The organism is Humibacillus xanthopallidus (genome assembly GCF_044793955.1).
Classification (GTDB): domain Bacteria; phylum Actinomycetota; class Actinomycetes; order Actinomycetales; family Dermatophilaceae; genus Humibacillus; species Humibacillus xanthopallidus_C.
Genome location: NZ_CP084995.1, coordinates 1,175,349 through 1,192,484 on the forward strand (window position 1 = coordinate 1,175,349; position 17,136 = coordinate 1,192,484).

16 protein-coding genes are annotated in these 17,136 nt (G+C 72.4%); 11 read left to right on the top strand and 5 right to left on the bottom strand.

The genetic code is table 11. The annotated features are described in order from the left end of the window. Position 1: 1 nt before the first annotated feature. The 4 genes from LG278_RS05360 to LG278_RS05375 are packed head-to-tail and all read right to left on the bottom strand — an operon-like array spanning position 2 to position 5,536. Positions 2 to 1,501 carry an MFS transporter gene (locus tag LG278_RS05360; RefSeq protein ID WP_404391679.1) on the bottom strand — a complete coding sequence of 500 codons (1,500 nt, stop codon included), beginning with the start codon at positions 1,499 to 1,501 and terminating at the stop codon, positions 2 to 4. 38 nt (positions 1,502 to 1,539) lie between these two features. Continuing rightward, the gene (gene rarD / locus LG278_RS05365; RefSeq protein ID WP_404393542.1) at positions 1,540 to 2,481 is read right to left on the bottom strand and encodes an EamA family transporter RarD; all 942 of its coding nucleotides are present in this window, start codon (positions 2,479 to 2,481) and stop codon (positions 1,540 to 1,542) included. A gap of 50 nt (positions 2,482 to 2,531) precedes the next feature. Continuing rightward, on the bottom strand, positions 2,532 to 3,641 hold the full coding sequence (locus LG278_RS05370) for a 2-oxoacid:ferredoxin oxidoreductase subunit beta (protein ID WP_404391681.1): 1,110 nt from the start codon (positions 3,639 to 3,641) through the stop codon (positions 2,532 to 2,534). Further along, entirely contained in the window at positions 3,638 to 5,536 is a 1,899-nt protein-coding gene (locus tag LG278_RS05375) for a 2-oxoacid:acceptor oxidoreductase subunit alpha (protein WP_404391683.1), read from the bottom strand. The genes LG278_RS05370 and LG278_RS05375 overlap by 4 nt, the downstream gene beginning before the upstream one ends. Before the next feature lie 221 nt (positions 5,537 to 5,757). Here LG278_RS05375 and LG278_RS05380 point away from each other — a divergent pair, with 221 nt between their 5' ends. The 10 genes from LG278_RS05380 to LG278_RS05425 all read left to right on the top strand — a co-directional run bounded on the left by LG278_RS05380 (position 5,758) and on the right by LG278_RS05425 (position 15,380). Next, entirely contained in the window at positions 5,758 to 6,117 is a 360-nt protein-coding gene (locus tag LG278_RS05380; RefSeq protein WP_404391685.1) for an NADH-quinone oxidoreductase subunit A, read from the top strand. Next, positions 6,117 to 6,770 (top strand): NADH-quinone oxidoreductase subunit B, encoded by a 654-nt coding sequence (locus LG278_RS05385; RefSeq protein WP_404391687.1) that lies wholly within the window; start codon positions 6,117 to 6,119, stop codon positions 6,768 to 6,770. Before LG278_RS05380 ends, LG278_RS05385 begins: the two co-directional genes overlap by 1 nt. Before the next feature lie 11 nt (positions 6,771 to 6,781). Then, the gene (locus LG278_RS05390) at positions 6,782 to 7,378 is read left to right on the top strand and encodes an NADH-quinone oxidoreductase subunit C (RefSeq protein WP_404391689.1); all 597 of its coding nucleotides are present in this window, start codon (positions 6,782 to 6,784) and stop codon (positions 7,376 to 7,378) included. Next, positions 7,375 to 8,334, top strand: a complete 960-nt coding sequence (gene nuoH / locus LG278_RS05395) for an NADH-quinone oxidoreductase subunit NuoH (protein ID WP_404391691.1) — start codon at positions 7,375 to 7,377, stop codon at positions 8,332 to 8,334. Before LG278_RS05390 ends, nuoH begins: the two co-directional genes overlap by 4 nt. A 208-nt stretch (positions 8,335 to 8,542) precedes the next feature. After that, positions 8,543 to 9,301 (top strand): NuoI/complex I 23 kDa subunit family protein, encoded by a 759-nt coding sequence (locus tag LG278_RS05400; RefSeq protein WP_404391693.1) that lies wholly within the window; start codon positions 8,543 to 8,545, stop codon positions 9,299 to 9,301. Then, complete coding sequence (locus tag LG278_RS05405; protein ID WP_404391695.1) at positions 9,298 to 9,852, top strand: NADH-quinone oxidoreductase subunit J; 555 nt, start codon at positions 9,298 to 9,300, stop codon at positions 9,850 to 9,852. Before LG278_RS05400 ends, LG278_RS05405 begins: the two co-directional genes overlap by 4 nt. Continuing rightward, entirely contained in the window at positions 9,849 to 10,235 is a 387-nt protein-coding gene (gene nuoK / locus LG278_RS05410) for an NADH-quinone oxidoreductase subunit NuoK (protein WP_404391697.1), read from the top strand. Before LG278_RS05405 ends, nuoK begins: the two co-directional genes overlap by 4 nt. Beyond that, complete coding sequence (locus tag LG278_RS05415) at positions 10,232 to 12,214, top strand: NADH-quinone oxidoreductase subunit L (RefSeq protein WP_404391699.1); 1,983 nt, start codon at positions 10,232 to 10,234, stop codon at positions 12,212 to 12,214. Before nuoK ends, LG278_RS05415 begins: the two co-directional genes overlap by 4 nt. Continuing rightward, positions 12,205 to 13,734 carry a NuoM family protein gene (locus LG278_RS05420; RefSeq protein ID WP_404391701.1) on the top strand — a complete coding sequence of 510 codons (1,530 nt, stop codon included), beginning with the start codon at positions 12,205 to 12,207 and terminating at the stop codon, positions 13,732 to 13,734. Before LG278_RS05415 ends, LG278_RS05420 begins: the two co-directional genes overlap by 10 nt. Next, positions 13,734 to 15,380 (top strand): NADH-quinone oxidoreductase subunit N, encoded by a 1,647-nt coding sequence (locus LG278_RS05425; protein ID WP_404391703.1) that lies wholly within the window; start codon positions 13,734 to 13,736, stop codon positions 15,378 to 15,380. Before LG278_RS05420 ends, LG278_RS05425 begins: the two co-directional genes overlap by 1 nt. 84 nt (positions 15,381 to 15,464) lie before the next feature. Here the strand turns inward: LG278_RS05425 and LG278_RS05430 are convergent, their stop codons facing one another. Beyond that, positions 15,465 to 16,061 (bottom strand): hypothetical protein, encoded by a 597-nt coding sequence (locus tag LG278_RS05430; RefSeq protein ID WP_404391705.1) that lies wholly within the window; start codon positions 16,059 to 16,061, stop codon positions 15,465 to 15,467. Positions 16,062 to 16,242: 181 nt separating this feature from the next. Here LG278_RS05430 and htpX point away from each other — a divergent pair, with 181 nt between their 5' ends. Continuing rightward, on the top strand, positions 16,243 to 17,115 hold the full coding sequence (htpX, locus tag LG278_RS05435; RefSeq protein ID WP_404391707.1) for a zinc metalloprotease HtpX: 873 nt from the start codon (positions 16,243 to 16,245) through the stop codon (positions 17,113 to 17,115). The last annotated feature ends 21 nt before the right edge of the window (positions 17,116 to 17,136 follow it).

Below are 17,136 nucleotides of genomic sequence, written 5' to 3' on the forward strand. Positions count from 1 at the left end.
ATCATCCCCGCTCCGCAGGACGGGCGGGCTGGGCGTGCCCCGGGCAGCCCTCGGCTCCCGCGCACGACCAGCCGACCGGCGCCGATGGGGAGGGCGTGGCCCGCGGCGGGCCCGCGACCTCGACAGGGTTGCGGATGAGCAGCCACGACACCAGCCCGCCGAGGGCGAGCAGTACGGAGCAGAGCCACATGGCGGTCGCGTAGGCGTCGGAGAAGACCTCCGCCTCGGCGTAGTCAGCGCCGGAGAGCCCGAGCAGCGCCGGCAGGGCGCTGACCGCGAGCAGGCTCCCCGCGCGCGCCACGGCGTTGTTGACGCCACTGGCCACACCGGCATACCGATCGGGTGCGGCGTCGAGGACGGTGGCGGTGAGCGGCGCGACGAGCAGCGAGAGGCCGAGACCGAAGACGGTGACTCCGGGCAGCACGCCGGTCCAGTAGCTCGACCCGGCGTCGACCCCGGCGAGGAGGGCGGCGCCGACGGCGCACACGAGCGGACCGACCGTCATCGGCAGCCGTGGACCGATGCGGGCCGCGAGCCGGCCGCCGCGGGCAGCGAGCAGGAGCATGAGCACGGTGATGGGCAGCGTCGCCAAGCCCGAGGGCAGGGGCCCGTAGCCCAGGACGGTCTGCAGCTGCAGGGTGAGGAAGAAGAAGAGTGCGCCCAGGGCGGCATAGACGAGCAGCGTCATGCCGTTGGCCGCGCTGAACTGGCGCGACGCGAAGAGGCCCAGCGGCACGAGGGGGTGGTCGCTCGCGCGTTCGACGGCCACGAAGGTTCCCGCCGCCGCGAGCCCGAGGCCGCCGATCGCGAGGGCGAGGCCGTTGCCGAGGGAGCCGTGCTGGATGAGCGCAAAGGTCGTCAGGCCGAGGGCCGACGTGGCGAGCAGCGCGCCCGCGACGTCGAAGCGGTGCGACGCCTCCTCGTCGCGGCTCTCGGGCACCGCCACCTGGGCCACCCAGACCGTGGCGATGCCCAGCGGCACGTTGAGGAGGAAGGCCCAGCGCCACGACGCGTACTCGACGAGCCAGCCGCCGACGAAGGGACCGATGGCGGCGGCGACGCCCCCGAGGCCAGACCAGGCGCCGATCGCCGTCGCCCGGTCCTCGCGCCGGAAGCTGGCCTGGATGAGGGCGAGGCTGCCAGGGGTCAGCAACGCCCCGCCGACGCCCTGCAGCACCCGTGCCGCGATGAGCTGCCCGGGGCTCTGGGCCAGCCCACAGGCCACGGACGCGGCGGTGAACCACACGACCCCGATGACGAAGACGCGCCGGCGCCCGTAGCGGTCACCCAGCGAGCCCCCGAGCAGGATCAGCGACGCGAGGGCGAGGAGGTAGCCGTTGGTGATCCACTGGAGGTCGGCCATGCTCGCACCGAGGTCGGCACCGATGCGCACGAGCGCGACGTTGACGACGGTGCCGTCGAGCATCACCATCCCCGAGCCGAGCACGGCAGCCGTGACGACCAGCCGTCCGGTCCGAGACGCGAGGGCGAGTTCGCTCACCCGGGCAGTCTGCCACCGCCGGCGTGGCGGCTGAGCAGTCAGCTCGGGCAGTCGTTGACCGGCAGGTCGCGACGGGCGGCGCGGTTGGCGCGCAGGCTGCCGAGCGAGTCGACCGACAGCACGATGAGCGCGAGCCAGACGACGCCGAAGCCGATCCAGCGCTCGCGCGGCATGTGCTCGCCGAGGAGCAGCACAGCGCAGAGCAGCTGCATGAGGGGGGTGATGAACTGAATGAGCCCGATCGTGACGAGCGGGATGCGCCGGGCGGCAGCGGCGAAGCACAGCAGCGGCAGCGCGGTCACGACGCCGGACAGCACGAGCAGGCTGGTGTGCCACGTGCCGTGCTGGCCGAAGGTGAGCCCGCCCTGGGCCCCGACGACGACGAGGATCCCGACTGCCACGGGCGCGAGGACGACGGTCTCGACCGTGAGGCCCTGCAGCGCCTCGAGGCTGACCCCGACCTTCTTCTTCGTGAGGCCGTAGAGCGCGAACGACGCGGCGAGCGTCAGGGCGATCCACGGCACACGACCACCCGCGACGCCGAGGAAGACACCCGCGGCGACGCCGATGCCGACGGCCACCCACTGCAGGGGCCTCAGCCGCTCACCGAGCACGACCACGCCGAGGGCGACGGTGACAAGCGGGTTGAGGAAGTAGCCGAGCGCCGCCTCCGACGTGTTGCCCGATGTCACCGCGGCGACGTAGACGACCCAGTTGACGGCGATGAGCACGGCAGCGATGGCCGTGCCCGCGAGCAGCTTGGGTCGCCGCAGGAGCGGCCCGATCCACGCGAGGTCGCGTCGTGCGAGGAGCACGACGACGCAGAAGAGCATCGTCCAGAGGATGCGGTGGGCGAGGATCTCCCACGGCCCGGCCGGCTTGAGGGCGTCGAAGTAGAGCGGGAAGAGCCCCCACGCGCCGTAGGCCGCGAAGGCGAGCAGGACCCCGCGCCTGACCTCGTGCGGGGACGGCTCTCCCAGCGCTCCGTCGAGCTCGACGGCGGAGAGCGTTTCGCGGGTCTCGCGGGAGGTCACGCCCCCACAGTCCAGGTGTCCCTGCCGGCGAGGAGGGCGTCGATGTCGGCGTCGGTGACCTCGCCCGTGCGCGCCGAGGCGACCTGCTCGCGGAGCGAGTCGTCGTAGGTCGGTCGGGTCACGTTGCGGAAGACGCCCATCGGCACGTGCCCGAGGTCGGGGCTGTCGAGGCGCGAGAGCGCGAAGGCGGCCGACGGGTCGTCGGCGCTCGCGTCGTGCACGACGATGCGAGCCGGGTCGGCCTCGGCGCGCGGCACGACGGCGAGGGAGCCGCGCTCGTCACGGACCACCACGGTGTCACCGGCTGCGACCTGCTCACCGTCGGTGAGGTGCAGGATGCGGGCCGCCGCCTCCGTGCGGTCCTTGAGCACGTCGAAGACGCCGTCGTTGAAGATCGGGCAGTTCTGGTAGATCTCGACGAGGGCCGAGCCGCGGTGCTCGGCTGCGGCGCGCAGGACCGACGTGAGGTGCTGGCGGTCGGAGTCCATCGTGCGCGCGACGAAGCTCGCCTCGGCGCCGAGGGCGAGCGAGACCGGGTTGAACGGCGTGTCGAGCGAGCCGAGCGGCGTCGACTTCGTCACCTGGCCGACGTGCGAGGTGGGGGAGTACTGCCCCTTCGTCAGGCCGTAGATCTCGTTGTTGAAGAGCAGGATCTTGAGGTTGACGTTGCGGCGCAGTGCGTGGATCAGGTGGTTGCCACCGATCGAGAGCGCATCGCCGTCTCCGGTGACGACCCACACCGAGAGGTCCTCGCGGGTCGCGGCCAGCCCTGTCGCGATGGCCGGCGCCCGGCCGTGGATCGAGTGCATGCCGTAGGTGTCGAGGTAGTAGGGGAAGCGCGAGGAGCACCCGATGCCCGAGACGAAGACGATGTTCTCGCGCTTGAGCCCGAGCTCGGGCAGGAAGCCCTGCACGGCGGCGAGGATGGCGTAGTCGCCGCAGCCGGGGCACCAGCGCACCTCCTGGTCGGAGGTGAAGTCCTTCTTCGTCAGCGCGGTGGCGTCGCCGAGGCGCGGCACCCCGGCGGTGCCGTTGGGGGAGGAGGTGTCGCGGGAGTCCACGCGGGGGGCGCCCCCGGGGGTCGGCATACCGAGGTCGGTGGTCACTGGGCAGTCTCCTTCACGGATGCGTCCGAGACGGACGCCACGGCGGCGGCGATGACGTCGGCGAGGTCGCTCGCCTGGAACGGCAGGCCACGCACCGACGTGTGCGACTCGATGTCGACGAGGTACTTGGCGCGCAGCAGCAGGCTCAGCTGGCCGAGGTTCATCTCGGGCACGATGACGCGCTGGTAGCCGCGCAGCACCTCGCCGGTGTTGACGGGGAACGGGTTGAGGTGGCGCAGGTGCGCCTGGGCGACCCGCTCGCCGCGGGCACGCGCCTGACGCACGGCGGCGGCGATGGGCCCGTAGGTCGAGCCCCAGCCGAGCACGAGCACCTCGGCGTCACCGCTCGGGTCGTCGACGGCCAGTGGTGCGATCGTGTCGGCGATGCCGTCGATCTTGGCCTGGCGCAGGCGCGTCATGTGGTCGTGGTTGTCGGGGTCGTAGGAGATGTTGCCGGTGACGTCGGCCTTCTCGATGCCGCCGACGCGGTGCTCGAGCCCGGGGGTGCCCGGCACGGCCCACGGCCGCGCCAGCGTCTCCGGGTCGCGCAGGTAGGGGTGGAAGACCGGCTCGCCCTTGGCGTCGACCGCGTTGGGCTCGGTCGCGAACTCGACCGCGATGTCGGGCAGCTCGGCCGTGCGCGGCAGGCGCCACGGCTCCGACCCGTTGGCGAGGTAGCCGTCGGACAGCACGATGACCGGTGTGCGGTAGGTCGTCGCGATGCGCACGGCCTCGACGGCGATGTCGAAGCAGTCGGACGGCGTCGACGGGGCGATGACGGCGACCGGCGACTCCCCGTTGCGGCCGAAGAGCGCCTGCAGCAGGTCGGCCTGCTCGGTCTTGGTCGGCAGGCCGGTCGAGGGCCCGCCGCGCTGGATGTCGCAGATGACGAGGGGCAGCTCGAGCGACACGGCGAGACCGACGGTCTCGGCCTTGAGCGCGAGGCCGGGCCCGGAGGTCGTCGTCACGCCGAGCGCGCCGCCGAAGCTCGCGCCGAGGGCGGCGCCGACACCCGCGATCTCGTCCTCGGCCTGCATCGTCGCGACGCCGTAGCGCTTGAGGCCGGCGAGCGTGTGCAGGATGTCGGAGGCCGGGGTGATCGGGTAGGACCCGAGGAAGAGCGGCAGCCCGGCGCGGTGGGCTGCGGCGACGAGCCCCAGCGAGAGCGCGACGTTGCCCGTGACGTTGCGGTAGGTGCCCTCGCGCATCACGGCCGGCGCGACCTCGTAGGACACGGCGAAGTCCTCGGTCGTCTCGCCGTAGTTGTAGCCGGCGCGCAGGGCCGCGAGGTTGGCCTCGAGGATGTCGGGGCGGTCGGCGAACTTGCTCTTGAGGAAGGACTCGGTGCCCTCGGTGGGCCGCGTGTAGAGCCACGACAGGAGGCCGAGCGCGAACATGTTCTTGGCGCGCTCCTTCTCCTTGCGGGTCAGGTCGGTGAAGGAGGACAGCGCCTCGACGGCGATCGAGGTGATGGCCACGGGGTGCACGTGCCACGCCTCGAGCGACCCGTCGTCGAGGGGGCTGACGGCATACCCCACCTTGGACAGGTTGCGCTTGGTGAACTCGTCGGTGTTGACGATGATGCTCGCGCCACGCGGCAGGTCACCGAGGTTGGCCCGCAGCGCGGCGGGGTTCATCGCGACGAGCACGTCGGGGGCGTCGCCCGGCGTCAGCACGTCGTGGTCGGCGAAGTGCAGCTGGAAGCTCGACACGCCGGGGAGGGTGCCCTGGGGCGCGCGGATCTCGGCGGGGAAGTTGGGCAGCGTGGAGAGGTCGTTGCCGAGCAGGGCCGTCTCCGAGGTGAACCGGTCGCCGGTCAGCTGCATGCCGTCACCGGAGTCGCCGGCGAATCGGATGACCACGCGATCGAGCTTCTGGACCAGTTTCGTGCTCATGTCGCTGCGACGTCCTCGGGTTGTTGCTGCGTTAGCCGTGTGCCGGTGGAGATACCGGACCCAACGCTCTGGTGCGCCGGACGATTCCATGCTAGTTCGTGGTCAGACGCGTGTTTGGGAGGCTGCCACCTCGTGGACACGGGAAGACCCGGGGACGCACCGGCCGAGACGGGGGACACGGGCCCGGCACAGCGCACCACGATCTGGCTAGGCTGACCGACATGGCCGGGTACCTCGTCGTCGTAGCAGTGCTCGGGGCCGGTGTCCTGCTCTTCGTGGCTGCGATGACGGCCCGTCGGTTGCTCGCGCCGCGCGCTCCGCTGCCGGCCAAGCTGACGACCTACGAGTCCGGCGTCGACCCCGTCGGGGTGGGCTGGGCGCAGACCAAGGTGCGCTACTTCGTCTTCAGCTTCCTCTACGTCATCTTCGCCGTCGACGCGATCTACCTCTTCCCGTGGGCGACGGTGATCCGCTCGGCCGACCTCGGCCGGGCCAGCCTCGTCGAGATGGGCATCTTCATCGGCGTCATCGTGCTCGGTCTCGCCCACGCCGCCCGCCGCGGATTGCTGAGGTGGGTGTGATGGGGGTCGACCTGCCGATGCCGTCGGTCCGCCCCACCGACATCTCCGTCGGCCCTGTCAGCGCCCACGCCCCCAAGCCGATCAAGGTCGTGCTCAACTGGGGCCGGCGATACTCCCTCTGGGTCTTCAACTTCGGACTCGCTTGCTGCGCCATCGAATTCATCGCCGCGTCGATGGGCCGGCACGACTTCATGCGCCTCGGGGTCATCCCCTTCGCGCCGGGTCCGCGGCAGGCCGACCTCATGGTCGTCTCGGGCACGGTCACCGACAAGATGGCCCCGGCGATCCGGCGCCTCTACGACCAGATGCCCGAGCCGAAGTACGTCATCTCCTTCGGTGCCTGCTCCAACTCCGGCGGGCCCTACTGGGACTCCTACTCCGTGACCAAGGGCGTCGACCAGATCATCCCGGTCGACGTCTACGTGCCCGGCTGCCCGCCCCGCCCCGAGGCCCTGCTGCACGGCATCATCCGCCTCCAGGAGCAGATCGCGAGCGAGCGGGTGAGCGCCCAGCGCATCAAGGGCCGGTATGCCGGGTCGCGTGTCGCCAGCGCCGGTGACGTCCGTCGCCCCCTCCTGCGCCGCGGGGCCCCCGCTGGCCGCCATGCCGCCCCGACCGGCATACCGCAGGCCCGTGACGGGGGTGACCGTTGAAGGTCACCGACGTGCGCGACGTGCCCCTCGGGGAGTGGTCGTCCAGTGTCCTCGCGCTGCGGGAGGAGGGCTTCGCCTTCTTCGACTTCCTCACCGCGGTCGACGAGACCGATGCGGAGGCCGACCCGGGTTTCGACCTCGTGTGCCACCTGATCGACCCGTCGCAGCCGGGCGCCCTGCGCTCGGTGCTGCTGCGCACGCGGGCGGTCGACGGCACGGTGGTGCCGTCGCTCACGCCGCTCTTCTCCGGGGCCGCGTGGCACGAGCGCGAGACCCACGAGATGTTCGGCCTCGACTTCGACGGCTTCGACGACGGCTCGGGCCGGGGTCTGCGGCCGCTGCTGCTGCCCGAGGGCTTCGAGGGGACGCCGCTGCGCAAGTCGTTCGTGCTCGCGGCCCGCGCCTCCAAGCCGTGGCCCGGCGGCAAGGAGCCGGGGGAGGGCCACGAGAGTGCCCGGGCACCTGGCCGGCGCCGGGTGCAGGCGCCGGGCGTCCCCGGGCCCGACTGGGGACCCCGCCCTCCGGCGTCGTCGGCGGCGCCGGTGACTCCTGACGCGGCCGACACCCCTGAGCCCCCCGCGACCTCGCACTCCGAGGAGACCTCGTGAGCCCGTGGCTCGAGGCGGTCGTGCGGGCGGTCGCGGTGCTGGCGGCCTTCCTCAGCCTGCCGCTGCTCATCGGGCAGACCGAGCACAAGGTGATGGCCCACATGCAGGGTCGTCTCGGGCCGATGTATGCCGGGGGCTTCCACGGGTGGGCGCAGCTCGTCGCAGACGGCGTGAAGTTCGTGCAGAAGGAGGACATCGTGCCGGCCCGCGCCGACCGGTGGGTCTTCCGCCTGGCGCCCGCCGTCGCGCTCATCCCCTACCTCGTGGCGCTCTCGGTCATCCCGCTGTCGCCGACGGTCGTCGCGGCGAAGGTCGATGCGAGCGTGCTGCTCGTGCTCGCCGTCATCGGGGTCGGCATCATCGGCACCCTGATGGCCGGCTGGGCCTCGGCCAACAAGTACTCCCTGCTCGGCGGCATGCGTGCGGCGGCCCAGCTCGTGTCCTACGAGCTGCCGATGGTGCTGTCGGTGGCCTCGGTCGCGCTCGCCGCGGGCACCCTGTCGGTCGTCGGCATCGCCGAGGCCTGGTCGCCGTGGTGGCTGCTGTGGCAGGCGCCCGGCGCCTTCGTCTTCCTCGTCGCAGCGCTAGCCGAGCTGCAGCGACCGCCCTTCGACATGCCGGTCGCCGACAGCGAGATCGTCTTCGGCCCCTACACCGAGTACTCCGGGCTGCGCTTCGCCTTCTTCCTGCTCGCGGAGTACGCCGGCATCGTCGTCATGTCGCTGCTCTTCGCCGTGCTCTTCCTCGGCGGGTGGGCCGGTCCGCTCGAGCCGTGGCTCGGCTGGGTGTGGACGCTGCTCAAGGGCTTCGCCGTCGCCGTGCTGATGATCTGGCTGCGCGTCTCGTGGCCACGCATGCGCGAGGACCAGCTCCAGCGACTCGCCTGGGTCTGGCTCGTGCCGATCGCGCTGCTGCAGCTCGCCCTCACCGCCGTCGGCGTGGTGATGACCGCATGACCCCCGTCGAGTGGCCACCCTTTGTCGCCCCGGCCCCGTCGAGTGGCCAACTATTGCCGCTCAGCCGAGTCGAGTGGCCAAAGATGGCCAACGCTCGGTATGCGGCAACGAGTGGCCATTCGACTGGTGCGAGGCGGCCAGAAGTGGCCTCTCGACGGGGTGGGGCGGCAGGTTCTGGCCTTTCGACGTGGAAAGGGGGTGACTCGCGATGGCTGACGGCATCCTGCCCGGACTCGTCAAGGGCATGGCGACGACCGCCCGCTCGCTGACCCGGCACGCCCACACGGCGGAGTATCCCGACGTCTCGCCGGCTCTTCCCTCGCGCTCGCGCGGCGTCATCGCGCTGACCGAGGAGAACTGCACCTCGTGCATGCTCTGCGCGCGCGAGTGCCCCGACTGGTGCATCTACATCGACTCCCACAAGGAGGAGGTGCCGCCGACGACCCCCGGCGGGCGGGCCCGCCAGCGCAACGTCCTCGACCGCTTCGCGATCGACTTCTCGCTCTGCATGTACTGCGGCATCTGCATCGAGGTGTGCCCCTTCGACGCCCTGCACTGGAGCCCGGAGTTCGAGTACGCCGAGCTCGACATCCGCGACCTGCTCCACGAGAAGGACCGGCTCGGGGCGTGGATGGCCACCGTGCCGCCGCCGGTCGCCCTCGACCCCGGCAGCGCCGAGCCCGCCGAGGTCGCAGCGGCCGCCAAGCCGGCCCGGGGCGCCGGGGCGGCAGCCGGCGCAGCGGCGGCTCGACCCGCACGCGTGCGGCCCGCCCGGGGAGCGACGCCGACTGCCACACCCGCCGCAGCCGCACCCGCCGCCGCATCGCCCGCTGCACCGCCCGCTGCCGACACGCCAGACGTCACGGAGACGAAGACGCTCCCCGTGACGCCGGCGCCGTCGGACCAGACCCAGGTGCTCCCGACGACCCCGCCCGCCACCTCGTCCGAGCAGGAGGGTCGCGAGTGACGACCCGCGACATCGTCTTCGCCGCGGTCGGGGCGATCACGGCGCTCTCGGCGCTGCTCTCCGTCACGACGAAGCACGTCGTGCACGCGGCGCTGTGGCTGCTCGTCTCGCTCGGCACCCTGGCGGGGTGCTACCTCGTGCTCGGCCAGGAGCTCGTCGGCCTCGTGCAGCTGCTCGTCTACGTCGGCGCCATCGTCGTGCTCGTGCTCTTCGCGCTCATGCTGACCCGCGCCCCGATCGGCCCGCACGCCGAGATCGACACGCCGGCCTGGCAGCGCGTCGTGGGCGCGGTGCTCGGCGCCGCGACGACCGCGCTGCTCGCCTCGCTCCTGCTGCCGCTCTTCTCCGGCGCCACCGTCGACCTCGATGGCGGAGCTCCGGGCGGGGGCACGCCCGCGATCGCGCAGGCGATCTTCGGCACGTGGGTGTGGCCCTTCGAGCTGCTCTCGGTGCTGCTCCTCGTCGCGCTCATCGGCGCGTTCGCGGTGTCGCGCCTCGTCCTGAAGCGTGACGACGAGGCTCGGCCGGCCCCGAGCGAGGTGCGCCGGTGATCCACCTCCAGCTGCCCGCCGCGCTCGCCGCCCTGCTCGCCGGCATCGGCGTCTACGGCGTGCTCGCCCGGCGCAACGCGGTGCTCGTGCTCATCGGCGTCGAGCTCATCCTCAATGCCGCCAATCTCCTTCTCGTGACGGCCGGCTCGCGGCCGGGCGCGCCCTTCTCCGCCGGTCCGGTGCTGACCCTCTTCGTCATCACCATCGCGGCGGCCGAGATCGTCGTCGCCCTCGCCGTCGTGCTCGTCCTCTTCCGCACGACCGGCACCGTCGACCTCACCGCGGTGCCCGACCTGACCGACGACCCCGAGCCAGACCCGCTGGCCGGACCGGAGCCACTGCCCGAGTCCCAGTCCAACCCGGCGCGCGAGGTGCGCTCATGAGCTGGATCGTGCGGATGATCGTCGTGCTGCCCGCGCTCGCGGCCCTCGCCGGCCTGCTGGCCCGTCGCCAGCGCACGTTCGCTGCAGCGATCGCCATCGGCGTCTCGGCCTACGTCGCGGTGCTCGCCTTCATCCAGTGGGTCGCGCCGGCCCGCACGGCTGACATCGAGAGCATCGGCGCTCTCTCGACGGGTGGCCTGCAGGTGCCGCTCCACCTGCTCTCGGACCGGCTGTCGGGCCTGGTCTCGCTCGCCGTCGCCGTCGTCGTGCTCGCCATCCAGGTCTTCACCGCGTGGTACCTGCGCGACGACCCCCGCTACGGCCAGTTCGCCGCCACCGTCTCGCTCTTCGCCAGCGGGATGCTCCTGCTCGTGCAGGCCTCCGACCTCGTGCTCGTGCTCGTCGGCTGGGAGATCATGGGCTGGTGCTCGTGGCTGCTCATCGGCCACGACAGTGAGCGCCCGGAGGCGCGCCGCGCGGCCTACAAGGCCTTCATCGTCACCCGGGTCGCCGACATCGGCATGGTCGTCGGGCTCGTGGCTCTCGCCGTGCGCGCCGGCAGCACCGACCTCATCACCGTGCTCACCGCGAGCGGCCACGACACGGCCCTCACGGTCGGGCTCGTCGGCGTCATCATCGGCGTCGCGGGCAAGTCGGGCCTCGTGCCGTTCCACGACTGGCTCCCCGACGCGATGGAGGGCCCGACCCCCGCCTCGGCGCTCATCCACGCGGCCACGATGGTGGCCGCCGGCAGCTACGTGATCGCCCGCCTCTTCACGCTCTACGCCGGCCACGACGGCGCCCGCACCCTGCTGGCCGTGCTCGCTACCGCGACGATGGTGTATGCCGCGCTGCTCGCCCTCGCGCAGACCGACCTCAAGCGGATGCTCGCCTACTCGACCCTCAGCCAGATCGCGATCATGCTCGCGGCGCTCGCCGCCGCCCCCCGTGACATCGGGTCGGCGCCGGCCGTGTCGCACCTCGTCGGGCACGCCTTCTTCAAGGCGCTGCTCTTCCTCGGGGCGGGCTGGCTCTCGGTGCTCGCCGGCGCCACGGCCCTCGCGGCCCTGCGGGGTCGCCTGCACGGCCGAGGCGCGCTGCGCTGGTCGATGGGCCTCGGACTCGCGGCCCTCGCCGGAGTGCCCCCGCTCATCGGGTTCTTCACCAAGGACACCGTCATCGATGCCGCCCTCGAGGGCGCGACCGGGGGCGGGGGAGCTCGGGCCTGGCTCGTCGTCGTCGCCCTCTTCGTCACGGTCGTGCTGACCGCCGCCTACTGCGCCCGGGCCTGGCTGCTCCTCGACACCCCGCTCGGGCGACCCGAGAGCGACACCTCGATCAACACCGACACCGCCACCGCCAGCGCGACCGGCACCGCAGCCGAGACCGAGCAGCACACCGGCGTCCCCGAGACGGTGGTCGTGGCCGAGGAGGACGTCGCCGTCGTCACCGTGGCCGACAGCGCCGACGACGCGGAGGTGGAGCGCGTCCACGCCCACGGGCACGCGCCGATCACGCTGGCCGCCGCGCTCTCCGTGTCGGCCCTCGCCGCCCTCACCGTCTTCGGCACCCTGCTCCTCACCAGCCTCAACGGCGCCCTGCACATCGGGGTGCTGACCGCGCTGCTCTCCGTGCTGCTCGTCGCCGGCGGGGCGTATGCCGTGTGGACCCTCAGCGACCGCGGCCGGCACGACGTCGCCGACCGGGTGCCCGGCCACGTGCGCGAGGCCGCGGTGCGCGGCTTCGGCGCCGACACGGCATACCTCGGAGTGGGGCGGGCGGTGACCGCGGTGGCGCGGCTCGTCGTGGTGCTCGACCGCGACGTCGTCGATGCCTACCCGCGGGCGACGGCGGTCGTGGCCCGCGGCCTCGGCCGGGCGGGGGAGCGCAGCCACCGCGGTGTGCCGTCGCTCAGCCTCGTCGGCCTGCTCGTGGGCGTCGTCGTCATCGCGGTGCTGGGGGTGACGGCATGGCGCTGACCCTCATGCTCCTGCTTCCGTTGCTCGCGGCCGTGGCCCTCATCGCGATCCCCGGCGAGTCGCGGGCCGAGCGCGGGATCGCCCTCGGCGCCAGCGTGCTCACGGCCCTGCTCGCGGTCGTCGTCGTGGCCGGGCGGCACGAGATCGACGTGCCGTGGATCCGCTCGCTCGGCATCCGCTGGCACTTCGGGGTCGACGGCATCTCGGCCGCGCTCGTGCTGCTCACGGCGCTGCTCACGGTCGCCGTCGTCGTGCACACCCTGGCCGGCCGCATACCGGCCGGGGGCACCGGCTCGACCTTCCTCGGCTGCATCCTGCTCGTCGAGACCGGCGCGCTCGCGACCTTCCTCGCCCGCGACGCGATCCTCTTCTTCATCGCCTTCGAGGTCGTGCTCGTGCCGATGTGGGTGCTCATCCGCAGCTTCGGCGACGACCACGTGACCGACGAGCGCCGGTCCGACGCGGCCGGCCGCTTCGTGCTCTTCACGGTGCTGGGGTCGACGCTCATGCTCGTCGGCATCCTCTTCCTCGTGCACCATCAGGGCACGTCCGACCTCACCGAGCTCGCGCGCCTGCACGGCGACGGCATCTCACGCTCGCTCGAGACGGCCATCGCCGGCATGCTGCTGCTCGGCCTCGGCATCAAGGTGCCCCTGTGGCCGCTGCACACGTGGCTGCCGTCCGCGCACACCATCGCGCCGACCGCGGGCTCGGTGCTGCTCGCGGCCGTGCTGCTCAAGATGGGCACCTACGGCATCGTGCGGCTCGTCGTCGCGACCGTCCCCAACGGCGTGGCCACCCTGAGCCCGGTGCTCGCGATCCTCGGGGTGATCGGCATCCTCTGGGGAGGCCTCGCGTGCCTCGTCGAGCGTGACCTCAAGCGGCTCATCGCCTACAGCTCCGTCGCCCACATGGGCTTCGTCGTGCTCGCCCTCGCGTCGGGCAGCGACACCGGTCTGCAGGCCGCGCTGCTCGGCAACATCGCCCACGGCATCGTCGCGGCGCTGCTCTTCTTCGTCGTCGGCGACCTCAAGGAGCAGTGGGGATCGGCCGACCTGCGCACCGCCCGGGTCGGCCTGCGCGACACGGCTCCCCGCTTCGGGGTCGTGCTGCTGGTCGGGCTGGCTGCCGCGCTGGGTCTGCCGGGCCTCATCACCTTCTGGGGCGAGTTCCTCGCGCTGTATGCCGCCTGGTCGCCTGCCCCCGACCGCCCGGCCACGCTGATGCGGGTGTGCGTCGTGCTCGGCGCGGTCGGGCTCGCGCTCGCGGCGGCCTACTCCCTGCGCGTCGCCCGGCTCGTGTGGTCCGGGGAGGCCAGCGGGGGCGCCGGAGCCGTCACGGCCGAGCGGGAGGACACCACCGTCGAGTCGGCAGCCATCGACGCGCGGGGCGCCCGCTGGGCGGTCGTGCTGACGATCGCCGTCGCGGTGATCGTGCTCGGCGTGCTGCCGCAGCTGCTGCTCGGGGTCTCCGGGCCCGACGCGGTCCGTCTCATCACCGGAGCGGGGGTGCTGCCCTGATGAGCGTCTCCGTCGACTATGCCGTGCTCCTGCCGGCGCTGCTGCCGGTGCTCGGGCTCGTGCTCGTGCTCGTGGCAGACCTCGTCGTGCCCCGACTGCGCCGGGCGCCCTATGCCATCGCCGGGCTCGCGTCGCTCGCCGCTGCGGCCGCCACGATCCCCGGGCTCGGTCAGGGCGGCGGCTCGGCCCGGTCGACCTTCTGCATCTCGGCGGCCGCGGGTGCGGGCTCCGCGGAGGGGGCGAGCGGCGCCGCAGGTGCCGTGGTCGCCGACCTGCCCCGGACCTGCCTCTGGCAGGCCGATGCCCTCACCTCGAGCCTCCAGCTCGCCGCAGCGCTCGCGGCGGCGGTCTGCATCGCCCTGGCGTGGCCGCTGGCCACCCGGCAGCGACCCGCCGACGCGACGAGCGAGCCGGTCGAGGCGGTGCTGCTCCTCGCCGCCCTCACCGGCACCGTGGTCGTCGCCGCGAGCCGCGACGTCGGCACCTGGCTCGTCGCCCTCGAGCTCGCGACCCTGCCCGTCATCGCCCTCGTCGCCCTGTCGGGTCGGCGCTCGGCCGTGGCCGGTGCGACCCAACTGCTCGTCATGTCGCTCGTCTCCTTCGCCCTGCTCGTGCTCGGCGTGGCGCTGTGGTTCACCGCGACCGGCAGTCCGTTCCTCACCCCGGATGCAGCGCTGTCCTCAGGCGGCGGGCAGGGCTTCGGGTGGTTCGCCTACGAGCCGCTCCCGACGACCATCGTGGCCTGGCCCGCGGTGTCGGCAGGGGTGTTGTCGCTCGGCGTCGTGCTGCTGCTCGCCGGGCTCGGCTTCAAGCTCTCGCTCGTGCCCTTCCACGCCTGGACGCCCACCGCCTACTCCGGGGCGTCCACCCCGATCGCGGCGTTCCTCGCCACCGTCTCCAAGGTGGCGGCCCTGGCGGCGCTGCTCGTCGTGCTCCGGGCCGTGGCGGTCATCGGCACCCCGGCACTGCTGGCGATCGCCGTGCTCGCCGCGCTGAGCATGACGTTGGGCAACCTCATGGCGCTGCGCCAGGACGACGTCGTGCGCCTGCTCGCCTGGTCGACGGTGGCACAGGCGGGCTGGGTCGTCATGCCGCTCGTCAGCATCTCGGCCCTGGGCACGGGGGCGAGCGCGACCTACCTGCTGACCTACGTCATCGCCACGCTCGTGGCCTTCGGGGTCGTCGCCGTGACGCTGCGTGAGCGTCGCGACGGTCGCAGCCTGACGGCCTACGACGGTCTCTGGCACCGCAACCCGTGGCGAGCCGGCGCGCTCGTGCTCGCCCTCACCTCTCTCGCCGGCCTGCCGCCGGGCATCATCGGCCTCGTCGGCAAGGTCGTCGCACTGCGACCGGTCATCGCCGAGGGCTGGGTGTGGCTCGCCGTCATCGCCGCGGTCAACGCCGTGCTGGGGGTCGCCGTCTACCTCAGGTGGCTGCGCGGGGTCATCACGGCCCCCGACCCGGCCAGCGCTGCCGTCCCGTCGGGCGAGCAGCGTGAGACGGGGGAGCACGGTGAGCCCTCCGCGCCGACGTCGGGCGTGAGCACCGACAAGCGGCGCGTCGCCGTCGCCGGGCTCGTCGTCGCCGCTGCGGTGCTCGTCGTCGTCAGCGTGCAGCCCGACCTGCTCCTGCGCCTGCTCGGCTGACGTCCCACCGCACGCCGACGGCCCCGAGGCGGGGGAGCCTCGGGGCCGTCAGCGGTCGAGCAGGACTCGACCGTCCGCGCCCGATCAGGTCGTGGGGACCGGCTGCGGGGCGGCAGCGGCTGCGACCGCAGCATCGTCGGCGGTCTTGGCGTGGCGCAGGCCCAGCAGCCCCAGCACGAGCAGGAGGGCGGCTGCGAGCAGGGCGGCGATGCCGGCATACAGGGCGATCGTGCCCATGGTGCCGAACGCGTAGGCGTTGAGGAGCAGACCGCGCAGGGTGCTGCCCATGAAGAGGCTCTGACGGAGCTCGCCGAGTGCCTCGACGGCGGCGGGGTCGGCGCCGGGGTCCTTGGCGGCAGCCATGTACTCGCTCGAGACCTCGGAGTAGGTCTTGTTGTTGGACGAGGTGTTCATGTGCACGAGGATGTAGTGGTCGGCGAAGGCCTTGGCCTGCGCGCCGGTCTCCATCGGCTGGCCGGCGTACTGCAGGAGCGCGTCCTTCTGCTCCTGGGTCTGGAGCGCGGCGGCTGCCGGCATCGTGATGTTCTGCTGACTCAGCTGCTCCTTGACGTTGCTGGCGACGAAGCTGCTGGCATAGATCAGCAGGCCGCCGGCGACGGCGAGCACCACGGCCATGACGAGGCCGGTCCAGGAGATCAACTGGTCGAGTGTCTTGCGCATCGTTCGCTACTTTCATCGGAAGGGCGTCGGTTTCCCCAACGGCTCCCAACCTACTACCCGTTGTAGTAGACAAGTTGCCTGTTCAACGGTGTGCGGGCGAGACCTCGGTCACAGGGCACCGGGCGCCGTCCGAGCGCGCAGCCAGTGGGAACACCCACCCCGGGCCGCTCGTTCACCCGGCATGCACAACCATTTCAACGGGCTCAAGACGGCTGCCCTCTTCGGCGGCATCTGGGCCCTCCTGCTCGGCATCGGCGCCCTCGTCGGTGGTGGCCGCTTCATCTGGGTCTTCGCGCTCATCGGCGTCGCGACCACGTTCTACGGCTACTGGAACAGCGACAAGCTCGCGATCCGCGCCATGCACGCCTACCCGGTCTCGGAGGCGCAGGCTCCCGGGATGTATCGCATCGTGCGCGAGCTCTCCACTGCCGCAGGCAAGCCGATGCCCCGCCTCTACATCTCCCCGACCCAGGCGCCCAACGCCTTTGCGACGGGCCGCAACCCGCAGAACGCCGCCGTCTGCTGCACCGAGGGCATCCTCGGCCTGCTCGACGAGCGCGAGCTGCGCGGCGTGCTCGGCCACGAGCTCATGCACGTCTACAACCGCGACATCCTCACGAGCTCGGTCGCCGCCGCCATCGCCGGCGTCATCACCTCGATCGGCCAGATGCTGATGTTCACGAGCATCTTCGGCGGAGGCTCCGACGAGGACCGCCCCAACCCGCTCGCGCTGCTCGCCATGAGCCTGCTTGCCCCGCTCGCCGCCATGACGATCCAGATGGCGATCAGCCGCACGCGCGAGTACGACGCCGACGAGGACGGCTCCCGGCTCACCGGCGACCCCCTCGCGCTCGCGTCGGCCCTGCGCAAGCTCGAGTCGGGCGTCGCGCGCGCACCCCTCGCGCCCTCGCAGAGCATCGTCAACGCGAGCCACATGATGATCGCCAGCCCGTTCCGCGCGCAGGACGTCACGCGCTTCCTCTCGACGCACCCGCCGATGGACCAGCGCATCGCGCGCCTCGAGAGCATGGCGGGCGGCCCGCTGCACCGCTGAGCGAGGTCGGCCCGCCGACAA